Origin of the sequence: Vibrio sagamiensis NBRC 104589 (genome assembly GCF_007990935.1) — a bacterium.
In the GTDB taxonomy this organism is placed as follows: domain Bacteria; phylum Pseudomonadota; class Gammaproteobacteria; order Enterobacterales; family Vibrionaceae; genus Vibrio; species Vibrio sagamiensis.
This window is the reverse complement of sequence record NZ_BJXJ01000012.1, coordinates 81494-97626: the sequence shown is the minus strand read 5'-3', so window position 1 is coordinate 97626 and position 16133 is coordinate 81494. Positions and strand designations below refer to the sequence as shown.

The 16133-nt window shown below is 38.5% G+C and carries 17 protein-coding genes; 5 read left to right on the top strand and 12 right to left on the bottom strand.

The annotated features are described in order from the left end of the window. Positions 1-55 precede the first annotated feature (55 nt). The 12 genes from prpB to sctW form a co-directional block, all read right to left on the bottom strand. Positions 56-955 (bottom strand): methylisocitrate lyase, encoded by a 900-nt coding sequence (gene prpB, locus VSA01S_RS07920; protein WP_039983235.1) that lies wholly within the window; start codon positions 953-955, stop codon positions 56-58. A 947-nt stretch (positions 956-1902) separates the two neighbouring features. Continuing rightward, the gene (gene sctB / locus VSA01S_RS07915) at positions 1903-2934 is read right to left on the bottom strand and encodes a type III secretion system translocon subunit SctB (protein WP_039983237.1); all 1032 of its coding nucleotides are present in this window, start codon (positions 2932-2934) and stop codon (positions 1903-1905) included. 51 nt (positions 2935-2985) lie between these two features. After that, positions 2986-4194, bottom strand: coding sequence for a type III secretion system translocon subunit SseC family protein (sctE, locus tag VSA01S_RS07910; RefSeq protein ID WP_039983238.1), 1209 nt, complete (start codon positions 4192-4194; stop codon positions 2986-2988). Positions 4195-4201: 7 nt separating this feature from the next. Next, positions 4202-4690 carry a SycD/LcrH family type III secretion system chaperone gene (locus VSA01S_RS07905; protein ID WP_039983240.1) on the bottom strand — a complete coding sequence of 163 codons (489 nt, stop codon included), beginning with the start codon at positions 4688-4690 and terminating at the stop codon, positions 4202-4204. Between the two features lie 11 nt (positions 4691-4701). Then, positions 4702-6519 (bottom strand): virulence-associated V antigen, encoded by a 1818-nt coding sequence (locus tag VSA01S_RS07900; protein WP_039983242.1) that lies wholly within the window; start codon positions 6517-6519, stop codon positions 4702-4704. A 9-nt stretch (positions 6520-6528) separates the two neighbouring features. Beyond that, positions 6529-6819, bottom strand: a complete 291-nt coding sequence (locus tag VSA01S_RS07895; protein ID WP_039983243.1) for an LcrG family type III secretion system chaperone — start codon at positions 6817-6819, stop codon at positions 6529-6531. A gap of 96 nt (positions 6820-6915) precedes the next feature. Next, a complete protein-coding gene (sctV, locus tag VSA01S_RS07890) occupies positions 6916-9042 on the bottom strand; it encodes a type III secretion system export apparatus subunit SctV (protein ID WP_102857677.1) in 2127 nt (708 codons plus the stop codon). Beyond that, on the bottom strand, positions 9026-9364 hold the full coding sequence (gene vscY / locus VSA01S_RS07885) for a type III secretion system chaperone VscY (protein ID WP_039983246.1): 339 nt from the start codon (positions 9362-9364) through the stop codon (positions 9026-9028). Before vscY ends, sctV begins: the two co-directional genes overlap by 17 nt. A gap of 5 nt (positions 9365-9369) precedes the next feature. After that, positions 9370-9747: a type III secretion apparatus assembly protein SctX gene (gene sctX, locus VSA01S_RS07880; RefSeq protein ID WP_039983248.1), complete on the bottom strand. Its 378-nt coding sequence runs from the start codon at positions 9745-9747 to the stop codon at positions 9370-9372. After that, positions 9744-10118 (bottom strand): type III secretion chaperone SycN, encoded by a 375-nt coding sequence (sycN, locus tag VSA01S_RS07875; RefSeq protein ID WP_039983250.1) that lies wholly within the window; start codon positions 10116-10118, stop codon positions 9744-9746. Before sycN ends, sctX begins: the two co-directional genes overlap by 4 nt. Next, positions 10105-10389, bottom strand: coding sequence for a TyeA family type III secretion system gatekeeper subunit (locus VSA01S_RS07870; RefSeq protein ID WP_039983251.1), 285 nt, complete (start codon positions 10387-10389; stop codon positions 10105-10107). The genes sycN and VSA01S_RS07870 overlap by 14 nt, the downstream gene beginning before the upstream one ends. Beyond that, a complete protein-coding gene (gene sctW, locus VSA01S_RS07865) occupies positions 10379-11266 on the bottom strand; it encodes a type III secretion system gatekeeper subunit SctW (protein ID WP_050567457.1) in 888 nt (295 codons plus the stop codon). The genes VSA01S_RS07870 and sctW overlap by 11 nt, the downstream gene beginning before the upstream one ends. Before the next feature lie 249 nt (positions 11267-11515). Between sctW and sctN the strand changes: the two genes are divergently transcribed. Genes sctN through sctR form a run of 5 tightly spaced genes read left to right on the top strand, consistent with a single transcriptional unit; the run spans position 11516 to position 16125 of the window. Next, positions 11516-12835 (top strand): type III secretion system ATPase SctN, encoded by a 1320-nt coding sequence (gene sctN / locus VSA01S_RS07860; protein ID WP_039983252.1) that lies wholly within the window; start codon positions 11516-11518, stop codon positions 12833-12835. Further along, a complete protein-coding gene (sctO, locus tag VSA01S_RS07855; protein ID WP_039983253.1) occupies positions 12835-13296 on the top strand; it encodes a type III secretion system stalk subunit SctO in 462 nt (153 codons plus the stop codon). Before sctN ends, sctO begins: the two co-directional genes overlap by 1 nt. A gap of 8 nt (positions 13297-13304) precedes the next feature. Continuing rightward, positions 13305-14513, top strand: a complete 1209-nt coding sequence (locus tag VSA01S_RS07850) for a type III secretion system needle length determinant (protein WP_050567459.1) — start codon at positions 13305-13307, stop codon at positions 14511-14513. Beyond that, positions 14513-15478, top strand: coding sequence for a type III secretion system cytoplasmic ring protein SctQ (gene sctQ, locus VSA01S_RS07845; protein ID WP_039983254.1), 966 nt, complete (start codon positions 14513-14515; stop codon positions 15476-15478). Before VSA01S_RS07850 ends, sctQ begins: the two co-directional genes overlap by 1 nt. Next, entirely contained in the window at positions 15475-16125 is a 651-nt protein-coding gene (sctR, locus tag VSA01S_RS07840) for a type III secretion system export apparatus subunit SctR (RefSeq protein ID WP_039983255.1), read from the top strand. The genes sctQ and sctR overlap by 4 nt, the downstream gene beginning before the upstream one ends. Positions 16126-16133: the final 8 nt, after the last annotated feature.

The following is a 16133-nucleotide window of genomic DNA, read 5'->3' as shown; positions in this document are numbered from 1 at the left end:
AGGGCCGTTTTAGTTTAGTTTCTATCTTTTGTAATCTTGGCTATGAATGGCAAGTTTATTCTTTTTGCTGTGAAAATAATTCATCAAGCTTGTTCTCAAACTGGTGATAACCAAGGTATTCATACAGCTCTTCACGTGTCTGCATCGACGGTAGTAACGCTTCTTGATTGCCGACTTTAATGAGGTGGGAATAGACCATTTCTGCTGCTTTGTTCATCGCTCGAAAAGCACTTAATGGATATAAGACCATATCAACACCTGAACCAGCTAGCTCTTCACGATCAAATAATGGGGTTTGACCAAATTCAGTAATATTAGCCAAGATTGGCACAGGCTTGCCGATGGCTTGTTTTAGAGAGTTCGAAAAATATTCGTATTGATGAAGCTGATTGACAGCTTCAGGAAAGATCATGTCGGCACCGGCTTCAATGCAAGCAATAGCTCGATCCACTGCTTTATCGATACCTTCTACTGCAAACGCATCTGTTCTGGCCATCACAACAAAATCATCATCACGACGTGCATCAACTGCTGCTTTAATCCTATCAACCATTTCTTGTTGGCTAACAATGGCTTTATTAGGACGGTGACCACATCTTTTTTGTGCGACTTGGTCTTCTATGTGTACAGCCGCAACCCCCGCTTTTTCCATCGATTTAATCGTTCTCGCAATACTAAAAGCACCGCCAAAACCCGTATCAATATCAACCAATAATGGTAAATCACATGAGTTTGTGATCCGTTCAGCATCAACCAGTACGTCATTTAATGTCGTTATCCCCAAGTCTGGAAGACCGTAGGAGGCATTGGCGACACCACCTCCGGATAGGTAAATCGCTTGGTGTCCCAGCTGTTTAGCCATCATGGCACAATAAGGGTTAATTGCCCCTACAATAGGCAATGGCGAGTTGCTTTTAAGTGCGAGCCTGAAACGCGCCCCTGAGGTTAAGCTCATAGCAATATCCTTTTGTTATCTTTTATTTGATGCTTACTTTATGCCGTTCTTTTAATGCTCCTTTTGACATCAGTATGCCACTTTGCTAATCCCCTTTAACTTAGCGCTTAGTTATTCTTACGCTTCATTACAAAATAATTAGAGGTTAATGCTTCTCAAGAGAACAACAAACAATCAGTAAACAAAGTATTAAAAGTAGCGCATCATTGCATTAACAATCAAGATTTGCTGTAGACAATTTTAGTACTGGATAATGTTACTTGGGTTATTTACATTAGTTTTAGCTTCAAAGTGAGCTAAACAACATAATTGGAGTTTAGAAAAGTAACCTTTGGCATTTACATCTGACAGATAAAGAAACCAACAATCTTTTAAAAAACCATAATGCCTTATTAACCAGCACTATTCCCATTATATCTCTAATGGCCCAACCCAACATACTTAAGCCTCTGATGTACATTCTGTTGGCCTCCTTGAAAGTGATTGAAAGACTACTTAATTTTATTAGTGCTTAACTACATGAGAGGTTCACATTTGTAATTTTTTGATAAGAATTTATTTATCATATTTTGAGACTCATTTTGTCTAATTAGGGCGATATCGTCACTTTTTACTGAGTTTAAAAAAATAATGAAGTAATTAAACCTTCTATCTTCGATAAGCGGGGAATTGCTGCCTCTTGTATCACTTCCTTTGATTTAACCGAAGTCAACGGAAACTCTGTGATTTGTAGCTAAAACATGAAAAAAGGAAGGTTAAAACTATTTATGATAACGGGGAACAACCTGACCACTGCCTAACTGATAGGTTCTTTATGACGTTATTTACTTTAGAAAATATTGGCAGTAATCAAGCACTAGGAAAAAGTTAAAAAAGGCGAGGTATCCTCGCCTTTATTTGTCATTGATATAATTATTTTTACAAGGTAATTGTTACCTTACAAAACATTAAGCAAGTATACGGCCATTTAGGTTAGCCGTTTCTGATGCTGTAGCCCTGAAAGTCGCCATAAGCCCAGCGACAAGACTTTCTAATGAGGCAAGGTTGTCGTTATTACGTTGTTGCGCAGACTGTGCTCTTGTTGCTTCGATGTCTGCGTCTTTCATATCAGCTTGTGAAGCTGTACTATTTGCAGTCATCGAGGCACTCATTATTTGACCCGTACCATCAGTGCTCGCCTTGATTATTTGCTGTCTAGAGGACGCAGCTTCAAACTGTCGACCGTGAAGATGTGTATCGGCCTTGATCGCACTCATCTGATCATTGATGCCTTTGGCTTCCTGACGTAGATCAGTACGTATCTTTTTTGCCCCCTCAATACCTTTGATGCCTTTAATTTCGTCCATTTTTGCATCCAGTTGAGCTTGTTGACCTTTTAATGATTGATTACCAACAATTTCATTTTTTAGACTTTTACCCGATTGTCTGGCACTCCACACCCCAAGTGAAGTAGAAGCAAGAGTCATAAAGCCCTGCGCTACAGCAAAAATTGTTTGAACTGTTGCTTGCTTCCTTAGTTCATCACGGCTGTCCTCTAAACTATTTATATGCAATTGCAACGCATCTTGACGTTCATTTGACTCTCTTTGTCGGCTTATATTAGCAATAGTGATCATTATAACAAGAATATCAAAAAAAATATTTTTGGCTGAGTCTTGATTATTGATCGCTGCGTCACCATTTATTGTGCCATCACTCAATTTCATGAAATTAGATAAGGTTGGACTAACATCTTCGATAGTTTTGATGGCAATCTTAGCTTGCATTGCATCATTAAATGATGATGATGATTTCGGTTGGTCAAGTTCAGCAGTAGTACGCTCAAATACTTTAGCATGCAGTGAACTTTGAAGGTTTAACTGCCCAGCTTCAACTGGTGTTCTGTTGATTCCGGCCACTTTATTAGTATCAACAGCATTTGAATCAGCAATAACTTTTTCTAGATCAGGAATAGCTTTAGTATCAATATTATTTATCATAGTATTTTCCCCATTAAATAACTTACCAACTAGCATTTAATGTATTTAGCTTTAGATATAATTTTGGTTGAGTTTATTTAGAGACTCGACATTAGAGTTCATCGTTCTCATCATATTGCTGATTAGCTCACTATTTCTTTCTGTTGTCTTAATCAGTTCATCTCTAAGATTTTCTAGAGTAGCATCTAATCCAGCCAATTTTGCTTTAAACTCTGCAATGTCAGCTTCCATGTAATTCATTTGTATCTGCTTTGCATAGTGAGTAATGTCTGTTATTCCTTTACTTGTATCTAAGGCTAAACTAGAGCCACTCGCAACATAATTTGTCGCATGTGAAGTCACAGCTATACTTTTCGCCCCAACACTTTCAAGACTGGTGATCAGGTTTGTCAGTTTGGAACCAGCAGTCGTCAGCATATCAACTCCAAGTTTGGAGCCAAGATTAGTCATGAGTTTAGCTGCACTTCCACCTCCAGTAATTAATACGCTAGCCACTGCACATGTAACACCGACAACAGTTAGTGCAGTGTTAAGTCCATTGAACGCATCTTCACCGAAAGTACTTACGAATGCATCTTTAACCACAGGTAAATTGATAACTTTTTGAGTCAGTTCAACAAAACCACCAACAGCCATCGCCGCACCTGCTGCAATCGCAATCAAACCAACACCTGTAGCTGCTAGAGCTACTCCAACAACCAACGAGGCAGCCGCACCCAACCAACCTAACACACTTGAAGCTTTGCCAACTTGCTTTGCTTCTAATGCAGCTTTTTCAGCTTCTTTAATTTTTTTCTGGTTCTCAACCATATCATCTTCATAAGTGGATTTGGTTGCATTAAGCTTGTCGACAGTCAGATCTCTTTGAAGATTTCCTATCTTATTAAGCAAAAGAGTAAAGGCTAATTCAAAGTTTACCGCTTTACTTTTACCAGATAAAAGACTATCCACTGAGTCAAGAATATGACTGGTAAATAGTTTTACGTTATTGTCCTGCGTATTAGCAATCTTTTGTGCTCTCTCCATTTCTTGAGATGTTACTTCAGGAAAAGCAATTGCCTTATTGACCATTTCAGCATTAGGTTTATTTAGTTGAACACGATCATTTGATAAAGGCTGTGGAGAAAACGTTTTTGATTGAAATTCATCGATTACAGCCGATGAATTTCCTTCCGAATTAGACACACTCTCTGATGAGTCTAAACCATAGTTAACAGATGGTAATATCTGTGCACGGTTGAATGTTGTAATTGAAGTCATATTCTAATTACCCCTTCCTTTTTTTCACCGCTTCTAACATGATGCCTGCTCTTTTGTGTAAGTCTGCATATTCAGACTTATTTGCAGACACCTCCTTCGCGCCGTAAAAACCATTTTCAGCTTCTGCCAGTTGCCCAAGTTGTAGATAGCATTCAGCAGCATGGAAAGCAGGTCGTGGATCATTTGTATCCACCAGCGCGGCAATACTAAAAGCATTAATTGCTTCTAGGTATTTACCCAACTCCTGTTGAGCTGCACCAAGTCCGATCAAGAATCGAGCCTGATAGTGGTCTAGAACACTCAACAGTTGAAAAATCTCTTCTGCTTGATTTATTTTTCCAGATTGAAAAAAGTTATACGCCTGTGAATATATATATTCAATAGTCTCTGGAGAGACATCATGAAGCATTCCCAATGTTCCTCCTTCTTCAAAGAAAGAAATTAGTTCTTCTGTTTGATCTTGCGTTTGTTCATTAATATTATTTTTTTCACTCATTACAATTAACCTTAGTAAGAACGGAGGATATCAGTCAAAACACTATTAAATTTTTGCACAATTTGGTTCATAGCTTGAATTGTTGCATTATAGTCACTATTTATTTTGCTAAACTCTTCCGTTTTTAGCTGTACGTCTGTATTAACGATTTTTGCCCTATCGCTGATTGCCGTTGAAAGATTGCTGAGCTTATTCCCGTTATCTTCAGTATCTTCATAAATGCCAGAGTTCGGTTCCAAGCCCTGCATCTCCAAAAACTCCTTGTGAGTTGTTATCGGTGGATTTTGGCTATTTAAAAATTCAAACTCAGGTGATTTTAGATATTCTTCCATAGACTCATAGCCAAAATCACCTGGTTTAAACTTCTCATCAATATTATATTTACCGTCACCACTTTGAGCAGTATGAATTGTAGACTGAACGAAATTAAATAAATTAAGTATTATAGTAAGCCGTTCGAGCTCCTTCTTAATATCATCTCTTTGATCGGACTGGCTATCCTTCAATTGGCCTAGCGCAAACAATATCTGATCGTCTAGACGATCTCCCATACTAGCATCAATCAGGGCAAAGACATCAATACCTTTTAAAACATACTCTTGCTGATCATTTCCACCATCGTTATTTGTTTGAAATCTCGTCTTCAGCCGTTCGGTAAAAAGCTCAAGATTCGTTGATAATTTTTTATGACGTGTAATAAAGTCAGTATCAACCTTTTGACTTTGAGCCATTTTATCAAAGAGTGTACTGATATCTTGACCAACTGTTTTTTTGATCGTCACGATATTTTTTGGAAGCTCAAGATCTTGGTTAACGCCATCTAAGTCCTTCAATAGTTTATCGATTTGTGAATTAACCGTCGCTATCGCCACATTAGAAAATAAAGTAGACAAGGAAACAGGTGAAGGACTGGCTTGCACTTTTTGAATTTCTTTATCCAAAAAAAATTGTAAATTCGTTAAAGCATCTAATTCATTATAAATATGGTTAAAAGGTTGTTTTACTTGCTCAGAGAGTGTTTTTAACACCCCTTTCAAATCGTGTTTAGAAATGCCAGGTATAAACTCTATTTTTTCTGCTAATTTTTGAGCACTGTCAGTCGTTACAATAACCCCCATTGAAGAAAAAATATTTTGCAGTTCATTTTTTGTATTTAGGACAAAACGGTCATAATTGAATAAAAAATCTGAGTTATTAAACTGCTTGAGTGGTAACCCTTTCAAATTATCGAAAGCATTTTCTAATACTGAACGTTCATACTCTTTTAATGGGCGACTAGAAGTTTGACTTGCTAACATTTCTATAAATGAATCTAAGTGCTTTGCAGCTAAAGTAAACTCCTGAGGTGACATCTGCCCAATTTGTGAAGCTTGAGTTGCTTGTTCACCCAAACGTAATTGAGCAATAAAATCAGTCGATAGACGATTATCAATTTTTTCATGTACTTGATCCTGAAACCAAGATTGAAAATAAAAAGCTAATGTCTGATTTGCCGTATTAGCTATATCAATTGCAGCGATTTGCCCATTTGATGATTTTTCTTGTACAGAAAACAACCAGCTTTGAACGATCGTATCTAATGAAACACCTGAGAGTGCTTGCTGTTTAGATTTCAAATTTTCTAAAGCTAATTGATATATCCTAAGGCTGTCTTCCTCTGTCTGGCCAACCAGCTCTGGTAATTTGGCAATCGATGAATTTATATATGAACTATCGAAAGTGCCAAATACACCATCAAAGATATTTGATAGTTTTTTTTGAAATATGGACTCATTGTCGACTCTGTTCAATGAACTATCGTTGAGGCCAATAGCTGTTAGATTTGTCATAAATAACCTTTAAATTACTAAACCACGCATCATTGTTGGCCTTTTTCGGCGAGTACCTGAAGACAACGCCCCCTGTAACGACGGTTGCTGTTCTCTCCGCCGTTGCACTTCATCAATAAGCTCTTGCTCAGCTTTGTTCATCATTTGAGGTGTACTGTTTAAATCAGCAAGTAAAATTTCTCCCACGATGGGGGCCACCCCTAATCCATCAAGGAGTTGATTAAAAACATCTGTTCTTTCTTCAGCATTTTTAATTGTTAGTTTTGCTTGCTCTATTGTTTCTGAAAAAGGCTTTTGCATTTATAGCACCATTGTATTTCCATATAAGTAATAAAGCTGTTAGTTATAGTCGTAAGTTTTTATTTTTCAGCAATTAATTTCAACAAAATGAGCATATTACATTCCCACTCTACCAAGAGGTTGGATATTAATTTGCTGCGTTAATTCTTGGAATGATAAAACTGGGAGTTCATAATATTCGGCTTCAATCAGCTTTCTTACATATCGACGTACGTCCATAGAAACCACGAGCACAGGCTTGTTCGGCATGCGACTAAGATCACCAATCGTCTTTTTAACATCACTAACAAATTGTTGTGTAACAGAAGGATCTAGGGCCAAATAACTACCAGCAGAAGTTTGTCTAATACCATTCCTTATCGTGTCTTCAAGATTTTGATCTAACAAATAAGCAGGCAACATATTTTGACCACTTGCGTATTTATAACATATGTATCGTTTTAAACTAGTTCGCATATACTCTGTTAATTGGACAACATCCTTTTCTTTTTGTCCCCACTCAACCATAGCCTCTAAAATGACACGTAAGTTTCGGATAGAAATATCTTCAGAGACTAGCCTTTGAAAAATTTCAGTCATTTTTTGTAACGGAACAATGCGTTGTGCTTCTTTAACCAAATCGGCATAACTGCCTTCCATTTGCTCTAATAAATAACGGGCTTCTTGAATACCGATAAAGTCTTGTGCGTATTCCTTAAGTACATGAGATAAGTGGTAGGTTAGGATTCTGTCCGGAGTGAGGAAGCCAACATTACTGTCCATCAGTTTTTCTTGGTGGATCTTAGATACCCAAAACGTACTGATATTCGGTAAAAAATCATCACCACTTTCATGCGGGATACCAAGTAAATCAATTTGTGCATTGCCCTCAGTAACCAGAAGCTTATCCTTCTCAATATTTCCACGTGCGACGGGGACTTCTTGTAGTTGGATTAAATATTCACCTTCTCCCATTCCATCATTGAAACGTAAATGAATACCTGGGAATGGTACTCCTAAGTCTAGATAAAGTGCTCTACGAACTCGGGCTAATTCATCATTAAGCGCTACCGCTTCTAAACTCTCTTGTAAACTAATATCCAGATCAATCAACAAAGGGACCGTCATCGCAAACTCTTCTTGCTCAGAGAGCTTCCCCTTTCCTCCTCTTGAAGGAGTCGAGTGGCTCGACTTAGCTGCTGCAGCCCCTGCACCCTGGGCAACAAAGCTACTTAAATCAGCTTGATCGGCTTTATCACCCTTTTTCTCTTGGTGTAAAAGAAAAATACCTCCTCCTCCTACTATTAATGCCAATATCAAGAAGGTAATTTTAGGAAAGCCAGGAATAAGACCAAATAATATTAGAAGAATACCACCTATTAGCAAAGCACGAGGTTGTGCGATGATCTGTCCACCGATATCAGAGCCTAAGTCTGTTGATTCTTCATTTGAAACACGAGTAACAATAATACCAGCAGTAATCGCAATAAAGAGTGCGGGTATTTGTGAAACTAAGCCATCGCCAATGGTCAAAACAGCAAAAAGTTCTAAAGCTTCTGACGCAGACATACCTTTTTGGGTTACTCCAATAGCAACACCACCAAGGATATTTACGACAATAATAATAAGTCCTGCAATGGAGTCGCCTTTTACGAACTTCATGGCACCATCCATGGAGCCGTACATTTGGCTTTCTTTTTCAATCACTGAGCGGCGATAGCGAGCTTCATTCATATCAATGACACCTGCTCTCATATCCCCATCAATACTCATTTGTTTACCTGGCATGGCATCCAGTGAAAACCTTGCACTAACCTCAGCGACTCTCTCGGAACCTTTAGTAATAACCATAAATTGAACAATGGTTATAATTAAGAACACCACTATACCTACAACTAAGTTACCACCCACAACAAAGTTACCGAAGGTATAGACAATCTGACCTGCATCTCCGTCAAGAAGGATTAAACGTGTCGTTGTGATTGATAAAGACAGTCGGAATAGCGTAGTAATAAGAAGTACAGCTGGAAATGCTGAAAACTCTAATGGAGAAGTAATGTAAATTGCCAGCATAAGCAAAACAACTGCAATACTCATGTTGGTTCCTATCAACACATCAACCATGGCAGTAGGCAGTGGTAATATCATCATAAACACAATGGCAAGTAACATTACTGCCAACATGATATCTTTACGCTGCCCTATTTTATTCAGTATATCGACAAATTTATTCATTGGTTTCACTATTTATAGATTGCAGATAGCGACGATGTGCGTGACGTGCTTCTTCGACTTTTTTTTGTTTCCAACGCACTTGGCTTAAACAAAACCACAGACCAGTTTGATTATGAGCTCCTTTTTCAATCAGTTTTTGACAGAGTTCAGCTGAACGCTCGTATTGCCCAGAATGAAAACATGCTACGGCTAGAGTTTGTTGCGCTTCTTGGTGTTCTGGTTCAAATTCAAGCAAACCATCCAATAGAGTTATTGCTTGTTCTGGTTTTTGGTATTGGACTTGTAGAGCTGCATGTATGAGTAGCAGTTCTTTATCTTTATGACTTAACATAATGCTTAAACCTGAATCAGTAGGCTCAATGCCATGATTAAAAAGCGTTGATCTATTTGTGTCTCTTTTAGAACTTCTAACATATCTAGTAATTTAGGGGATTTATTTTCCCCTGCTACTTGCGTCAAAAGTAAAAAGGTTTCATCAAATTGCTTTCGATATTTTTCTGGTCTCAGTAGCTCACCATAATGAAGTTTTGGCTTCGCTAATGAAAATAAGTACTGGTCCGATGGACGCAGTTCATACAGTTTACCTAGGTGAGTTTCAATCGCTTGCCCATCCGGCAACATCTGAAAACGGGAAGGTAAATCTAATTCAAGTTGCCCTTCAGAGACATAACTATAATCTTCAATACCAATGCTAAAAGTACTGATTTTGCTCATAACTCGGCCACTCTATCATGAAGGCGGTTAAGTAATGTGAATGCTTGTTCGATCGTAGGTAATGTGACTTCTTGTGCTTCAATCTCAGCTGAAAAGACCAAGGTTTGCTCATCCAGCAAGCCAGTTTTAATCAAAAAAGGCCATCCATTATCTACATGACACAAAGAAAGTGCTGATTGTGCATAATGACTGAACCTATCCCAAGGCAACTCCCTAGATAAAATTAGATACAAGCGACTATCGTGCCGCTCAATATGTAAAGTTCCACTTTTTTCAAAGTTCAATTGGGCGCGTCCTACTAACGAGAAATCAATATTATCCAATCCCATTCCTCGAAAAAAATCATCGACCGACGTATCAATCCAGTTCATCGTCGCACATTTCCTCTTCTTCTTGCTCAATTGCTTCATCCAGCGCTTTTTGAGCCGCTAGAATTAGATTTTGTCTTTGCTCATCGTCCGCAAATACATTGACAGGTATATGACGAATAAGATTATGTAATTCTCGGATAAAACTGATTTTCTTCTCTGCACTTTTTAGATTCATAGAATCCGCAATCTTCCATATTGCTTCACTGCTTACCCAGCGTTCCTCGATAAGTGCAATAATGTCTGACATCAAATGAATCTCGTTATAGTACATAGCCTGCCTTTTTCGGAGCAAATCGGTTGTGCAACTGACTTACCTGCTCTTGAACTGTATTTACAGTTTTTAAAATATGCATATCAGACATCAATAATTGAAGTTTGGTTGGTTCGATGCTGCTACCATGAACGCTAAGATCGGAGCTCATACCTTTTAATAAGAAATCAATTGCTTTAGGAATACCAGATTCACCAAAACGATTTATCACATCATTAAACACCGCTTGTATGCCTTGATAGCCATGCACGGTATCTCGATAGAAATTGCGCAATGACTGCAACTGACTGAAGTTCTCATTTTTACTAAAATCATTCGCAGTTTCAGAAATACGAATTTCAGTATTTATTTCACCTATTTTTTGGCTATCTTGCTCAATATTATTAATCGCTTGAGCCACTAATTGAGCTAAATGCTGACTTTCCGGCCTATCCTTCAGGAAAGCTCCAACCGCCGTAAGAGCTAAATATTGATGGCTCTGCTCTTCTGAGAACTGGTTGAGAAAGTATTGCATATCGAGAATGTTAGTAATATTACCACCTGCCATTCTTGCTGCGAGGTCTTTGATCTTTTCATTTTTTTCAATATCAGGGACCTTCTTAAGGTAACGAGAAATTAGCTCTTCTAATTTAGCATTCCGACTACCGCCATCTCTAACCTTTCGGTCAGATAGGGCTAAAGATCTTTCACCTCTCGAAGCTCCTGTCGTGGTAAGCTCTTCAAGTGATCCAAGAATAGAATTATGAATAGACGGTATATTGACGACTCTTTGACCTCGGTAGTTACCTATTGTCGCTCCATCATCATCTTGATTTCCCATCTGATTATCGACTAATAGGCTTCGAGTATTGTTTGTTTGGATCGTTTGATTGAACATTTTGACTCCCTCTTATACCTAATACGCTTGGTTCTTTGAAACATTTTCAAGTAAGCAAGATTGCTTAGGCGCACGCTTATCTCACAATTTAACGAGGAGTATATAAATCGATAAAAAAAGAAACTGTCAAAATCAGACGTGTTTTTTTAGTAGATTTACTATTTTCTAAAAAATGACGACCAATAATTACTATATACCTTACTCACAATTCTTTATTCTCCTATTATTAGCCACTATTTTGTTTTCAAATTGAACGATTTCTCATACATTACCGAAGCCCAACATACCGCGATAAAGCAAAGTCGCTTAATTCAAATCCGCGGTCGAGTCACGCAAGTAACAGGTACCATCATAAAAGCAGTGGTTCCTGGCGTTCGCGTAGGTGAACTATGTGAATTACGTAACCCCGATCATACACTTTCGCTTTTAGCTGAAGTTGTCGGTTTTCAACAACATCACGCTCTCCTAACCCCTTTAGGTAATATGTTTGGTATTTCTTCAAATACAGAAGTGAGTCCTATGGGTAAGATGCATGAAGTCGGTGTCGGTGATCATTTACTAGGGCAAACCCTTGATGGGCTCGGCCGTCCTTTTGATGGCTCACAAAGTCAAGAGCCTGCTGAATGGTATCCAGTTTATCGAGATGCTCCACCACCAATGCAAAGAAAACTTATTACCAAGCCCATATCGCTAGGCGTTCGTTCCATTGATGGTTTACTAACCTGTGGTGAAGGACAACGTATGGGGATCTTTGCTGCAGCGGGTGGTGGTAAAAGTACCCTCCTTGCTAAATTAATTCGTTCAGCTGATGTTGATGTGACAGTCCTTGCTTTGATTGGTGAACGAGGACGCGAAGTTAGGGAATTCATTGAACATGATCTCGGAGAAGAAGGAATGGCTCGATCTGTCCTTGTCGTTGCGACCTCCGACCGACCAGCGATGGAGCGAGCAAAAGCGGCATTTGTTGCGACCTCTATCGCCGAATATTTTCGTGATCAAGGTAAGCGTGTTTTGTTACTTATGGATTCCGTAACTCGATTTGCTCGGGCCCAACGAGAAATTGGTCTTGCTGCTGGAGAACCACCGACACGTCGTGGTTATCCACCTTCTGTATTTGCTTCTTTACCAAAATTAATGGAGCGAGCTGGTCAATCAGACAAAGGGTCGATTACAGCTTTGTACACGGTTTTAGTAGAGGGTGATGACATGACTGAGCCTGTTGCAGACGAAACACGCTCTATTCTAGATGGGCACATAATTTTGTCTCGCAAGCTTGCAGCTATGAATCACTACCCTGCAATAGATGTTTTACGCTCTGCGAGTCGTGTTATGAATCAAATAGTCGATGATTCACATCGTAATGCAGCAGCCCATATCAGAGAAATGCTTGCCAAATATGAAGAGGTTGAGCTTCTTCTCAAAATTGGAGAATACCAAAAAGGAGCAGATCAACAAGCTGATATGGCTATTGCACAAAGTGACTCTATTCGTGATTTCTTGCGCCAAGGAACACATGAACCAAGCGAACTCGTTGGCACCATCTCGACTATGCAAGGACTAGAGAGATAATGATTGCTCAACTATTGCATATTAAATCCATACGTGCTGATCGAGCCGATAATGCTGTTAAACAACAAGAATATCGTGTCAAGCATAGTGCCTCTTTGCTAAAAAAAGCAGAACAATCTGCAACAGACTATCAACACTGGAGAATAGAAGAAGAGGAACGCCGATTTGCAAAAGCACAACAAAAAACTTTATTACTTAGAGAATTAGAAGATTTAAGACAAGAAATTGCGCTCTTAAGAGGGCGAGAGGCTGAGCTACAACAGCAAGTAGTCGAGGCTCAAAAAAACCTCGATAACGAACGAGAAGTATTAAGGCAAAAGAAAAAAAATGCTTTAGCAGCACATAAAACAAAAGAGAAGTTTGAAGAGTTAAGTCAAGAAGAGACTGCTGAACTCATCCGTCAACAACAATATCAAGAAGAGCTCGAACAAGAAGAGTTTCGCCTTCCGGAACCTATCTAGGAGTGGTAATGCGTTTAAAATCAGACCCTCAACTTAACCTTGAAAACGGTACAGTTAGAAATTACCCATCGCAGAAGAAACAATCGCAAAAAAAAGTTGCTTCTAATCTTTCTGTTACCGAGTCATTAGAATTAAAAATGACACAAGCAATGAGCAAGACTAAAGAAGAAGTAAGTGTAACTTCTAGGCCTTTTTTGAAACAGGAGCTTTCTGAGTTCGACGATTCAGCATTGCATAACAAATTGGACAGTACCACTCCAATTTCTAACTCAGCGCTTCCATCGGCACCGACTAATGCTTTAATAACGCATAAATCTAATCAAACTAAGCAACCTAAACTTCCTCTAAACACCGTAGATTCCAGAGATATCACTCCTAACAGTAGCGATTTACAAGAAATTGATACGCCTTTTAATAACTCAAAAAGAGTGGAGAAAAGTGTAATAACATCTCCTCAAAAAGCCTTGAAAGCTCTGAGTTCATTAAAAAATCTTAATGAATTTGAGGGCTCAAATAAAGAAGAAATAAATTCAATTAATATAACAACATCAAATACTGTTAACTTGAATCCAGTTAATCCTGCACAGCACTCTCATTCTGAGTCAATGATTAAACCAGGGACGAACACATCAGCATTAAAATTAGAAGAAAACCATAAACAGGATATTTTATATCCTAGCCTAAATACACCAAAGCAAATAACCTCAACGAAAGACAGCAAAGAATTGCTCCAATGTCTAGTTGAGAATTCAGCTGATTACAAAGAAGAACAAGATTCATCATTCCATGCATCCGCTCCTCAAACAAAACTAACTCAAGGCGATGTTATTCTTAAAAATCTTGAAGTAATCCCTACAGCAAAAGACCCTCACTCCCTAACACAGTTAGTTAATAAGTTAGTAGAAAAAATATGGGTGTCTTTACCCTCTACAAATGAAAAAGAAGTTCGACTTTTTCTAAATGATGGTCAATTAAAGGGTGGAGAGATTTCAATCAAACATAATACAGAGGGGTATAGTGTGACTATTCGACAGGAACACGCACTTAGCCACATAAATCCACAATCTAGACAAGAACTTGTTGAGCGTTTGCAAAAATTAGTCACCGATATACCAATCAGAGTATCAATCAGCGAGCAGATGAACCAACAAGGTGATCAACAACGTTCAAAACAACAACGCAACATTTATGATGAATGGAATCCAGAGGAAGATTAATGACACTGCCCCTACCTAAGATAGACGCCCCTACCCTTGCACTGAGCAACCAACTTAGTGAAAGAAAGTGTTATTTTTACGATGATGATGGCGTCAATTTATCGATCAATTTAGATTCAAAACCTGCTTTTATCGGCTATCGTCTTACTGTCCTAATTGGAGGACAAGCTATTGATATTGAATTTTCAACGGCACAGCTACAGCAATGGTTAAAAGAAGTATTGAATGCGACTGCTTTTGACTCATTACCAGAGCCTTTGCAGTTTGCGTTACTCAATCAACAAATAGAAGAATACAACAACATAATTAAAAATGTATTTGGTCAATTACCTGTATTAAGCAAGTTGATCAGATGCGAACTGCCAGCGACATCGAAAAAAGTACTGACATTAACCCTCAATCGTGCAGAAGGCACTTTATGCCTCTGGGTATATAGTGGGCAAGAGTACTTAATTTCTGCACTACCGAAGGCGACATCATACCTAACAAACTCAATCACTTTGCCTTTCTCTTTGAGTTTGGGTGAAACAAAATTAAAAATAGAACAATTTCAATCGCTTGAAAAGGGCGACGTCATATTTTTTGATCAATGCTACCTCTCTCAGCATCAGGCCATCCTAAAAGTCTCGAACCAAAACCTTTGGCGATGTGAGTTGGATGGAAACACCATTACTATTTTACAAAAGGATTCTTCCATGAATGACACAAATAACCTAGAAGTACTTACTGACCATCAACAACTTCCAGTTGAAATAAGCTTTGACATCGGTTCACAGACTGTAACTCTAGAACAACTTAATTCACTTCAACCAGGCTTTACATTCGAGCTTAACCAGCCTGTCAACAAGCCCGTTACGGTAAGAGCAAATGGTAAAGCTATAGGCCAAGGTGAATTGGTTAATGTCAATGAGCACCTCGGTGTTAGGCTTCTAGATTTATTTGGTGAAGAGCAAGAACCAGCATGATTCAGTTACCAGATGAACTAAACCTTATTGCCCTACTCAGCTTATTAACATTGCTACCTATCATTGCAATGATGGCCACTTCTTTTGTTAAGCTGGCTGTTGTCTTTTCATTACTTAGAAATGCTCTCGGTGTACAGCAAATTCCACCCAATATGGCTTTGTACGGTTTAGCTGTCATACTTTCAGTTTTTATTATGGCTCCAGTTGGTTTTGAAACATATGATTATGTAAAGCAACACGATATTGCTTTAGAAGATTCTGCAAGTATAGAGGGGCTTATTGATAATGGGCTACAGCCCTACCGAGAATTCCTAAAAAAGCACATTCGTGAAACAGAAACATTGTTTTTTACCGATGCAGCACGGACACTTTGGCCACAAAAATATGTTAACAGATTAGAATCTGATAGCTTATTGCTTCTATTACCTGCTTTTACTGTCAGTGAATTAACTCGAGCATTTGAGATCGGTTTTCTATTGTATCTCCCCTTTATTGCTATCGATTTGATCATATCTAATATTCTATTGGCAATGGGAATGATGATGGTCTCACCTATGACTATTTCCCTACCATTTAAACTGTTACTTTTCGTCTTACTTGATGGATGGACAAAACTAACACATGGCTTAGTAATGAGCTATCAGTGATATAGGCA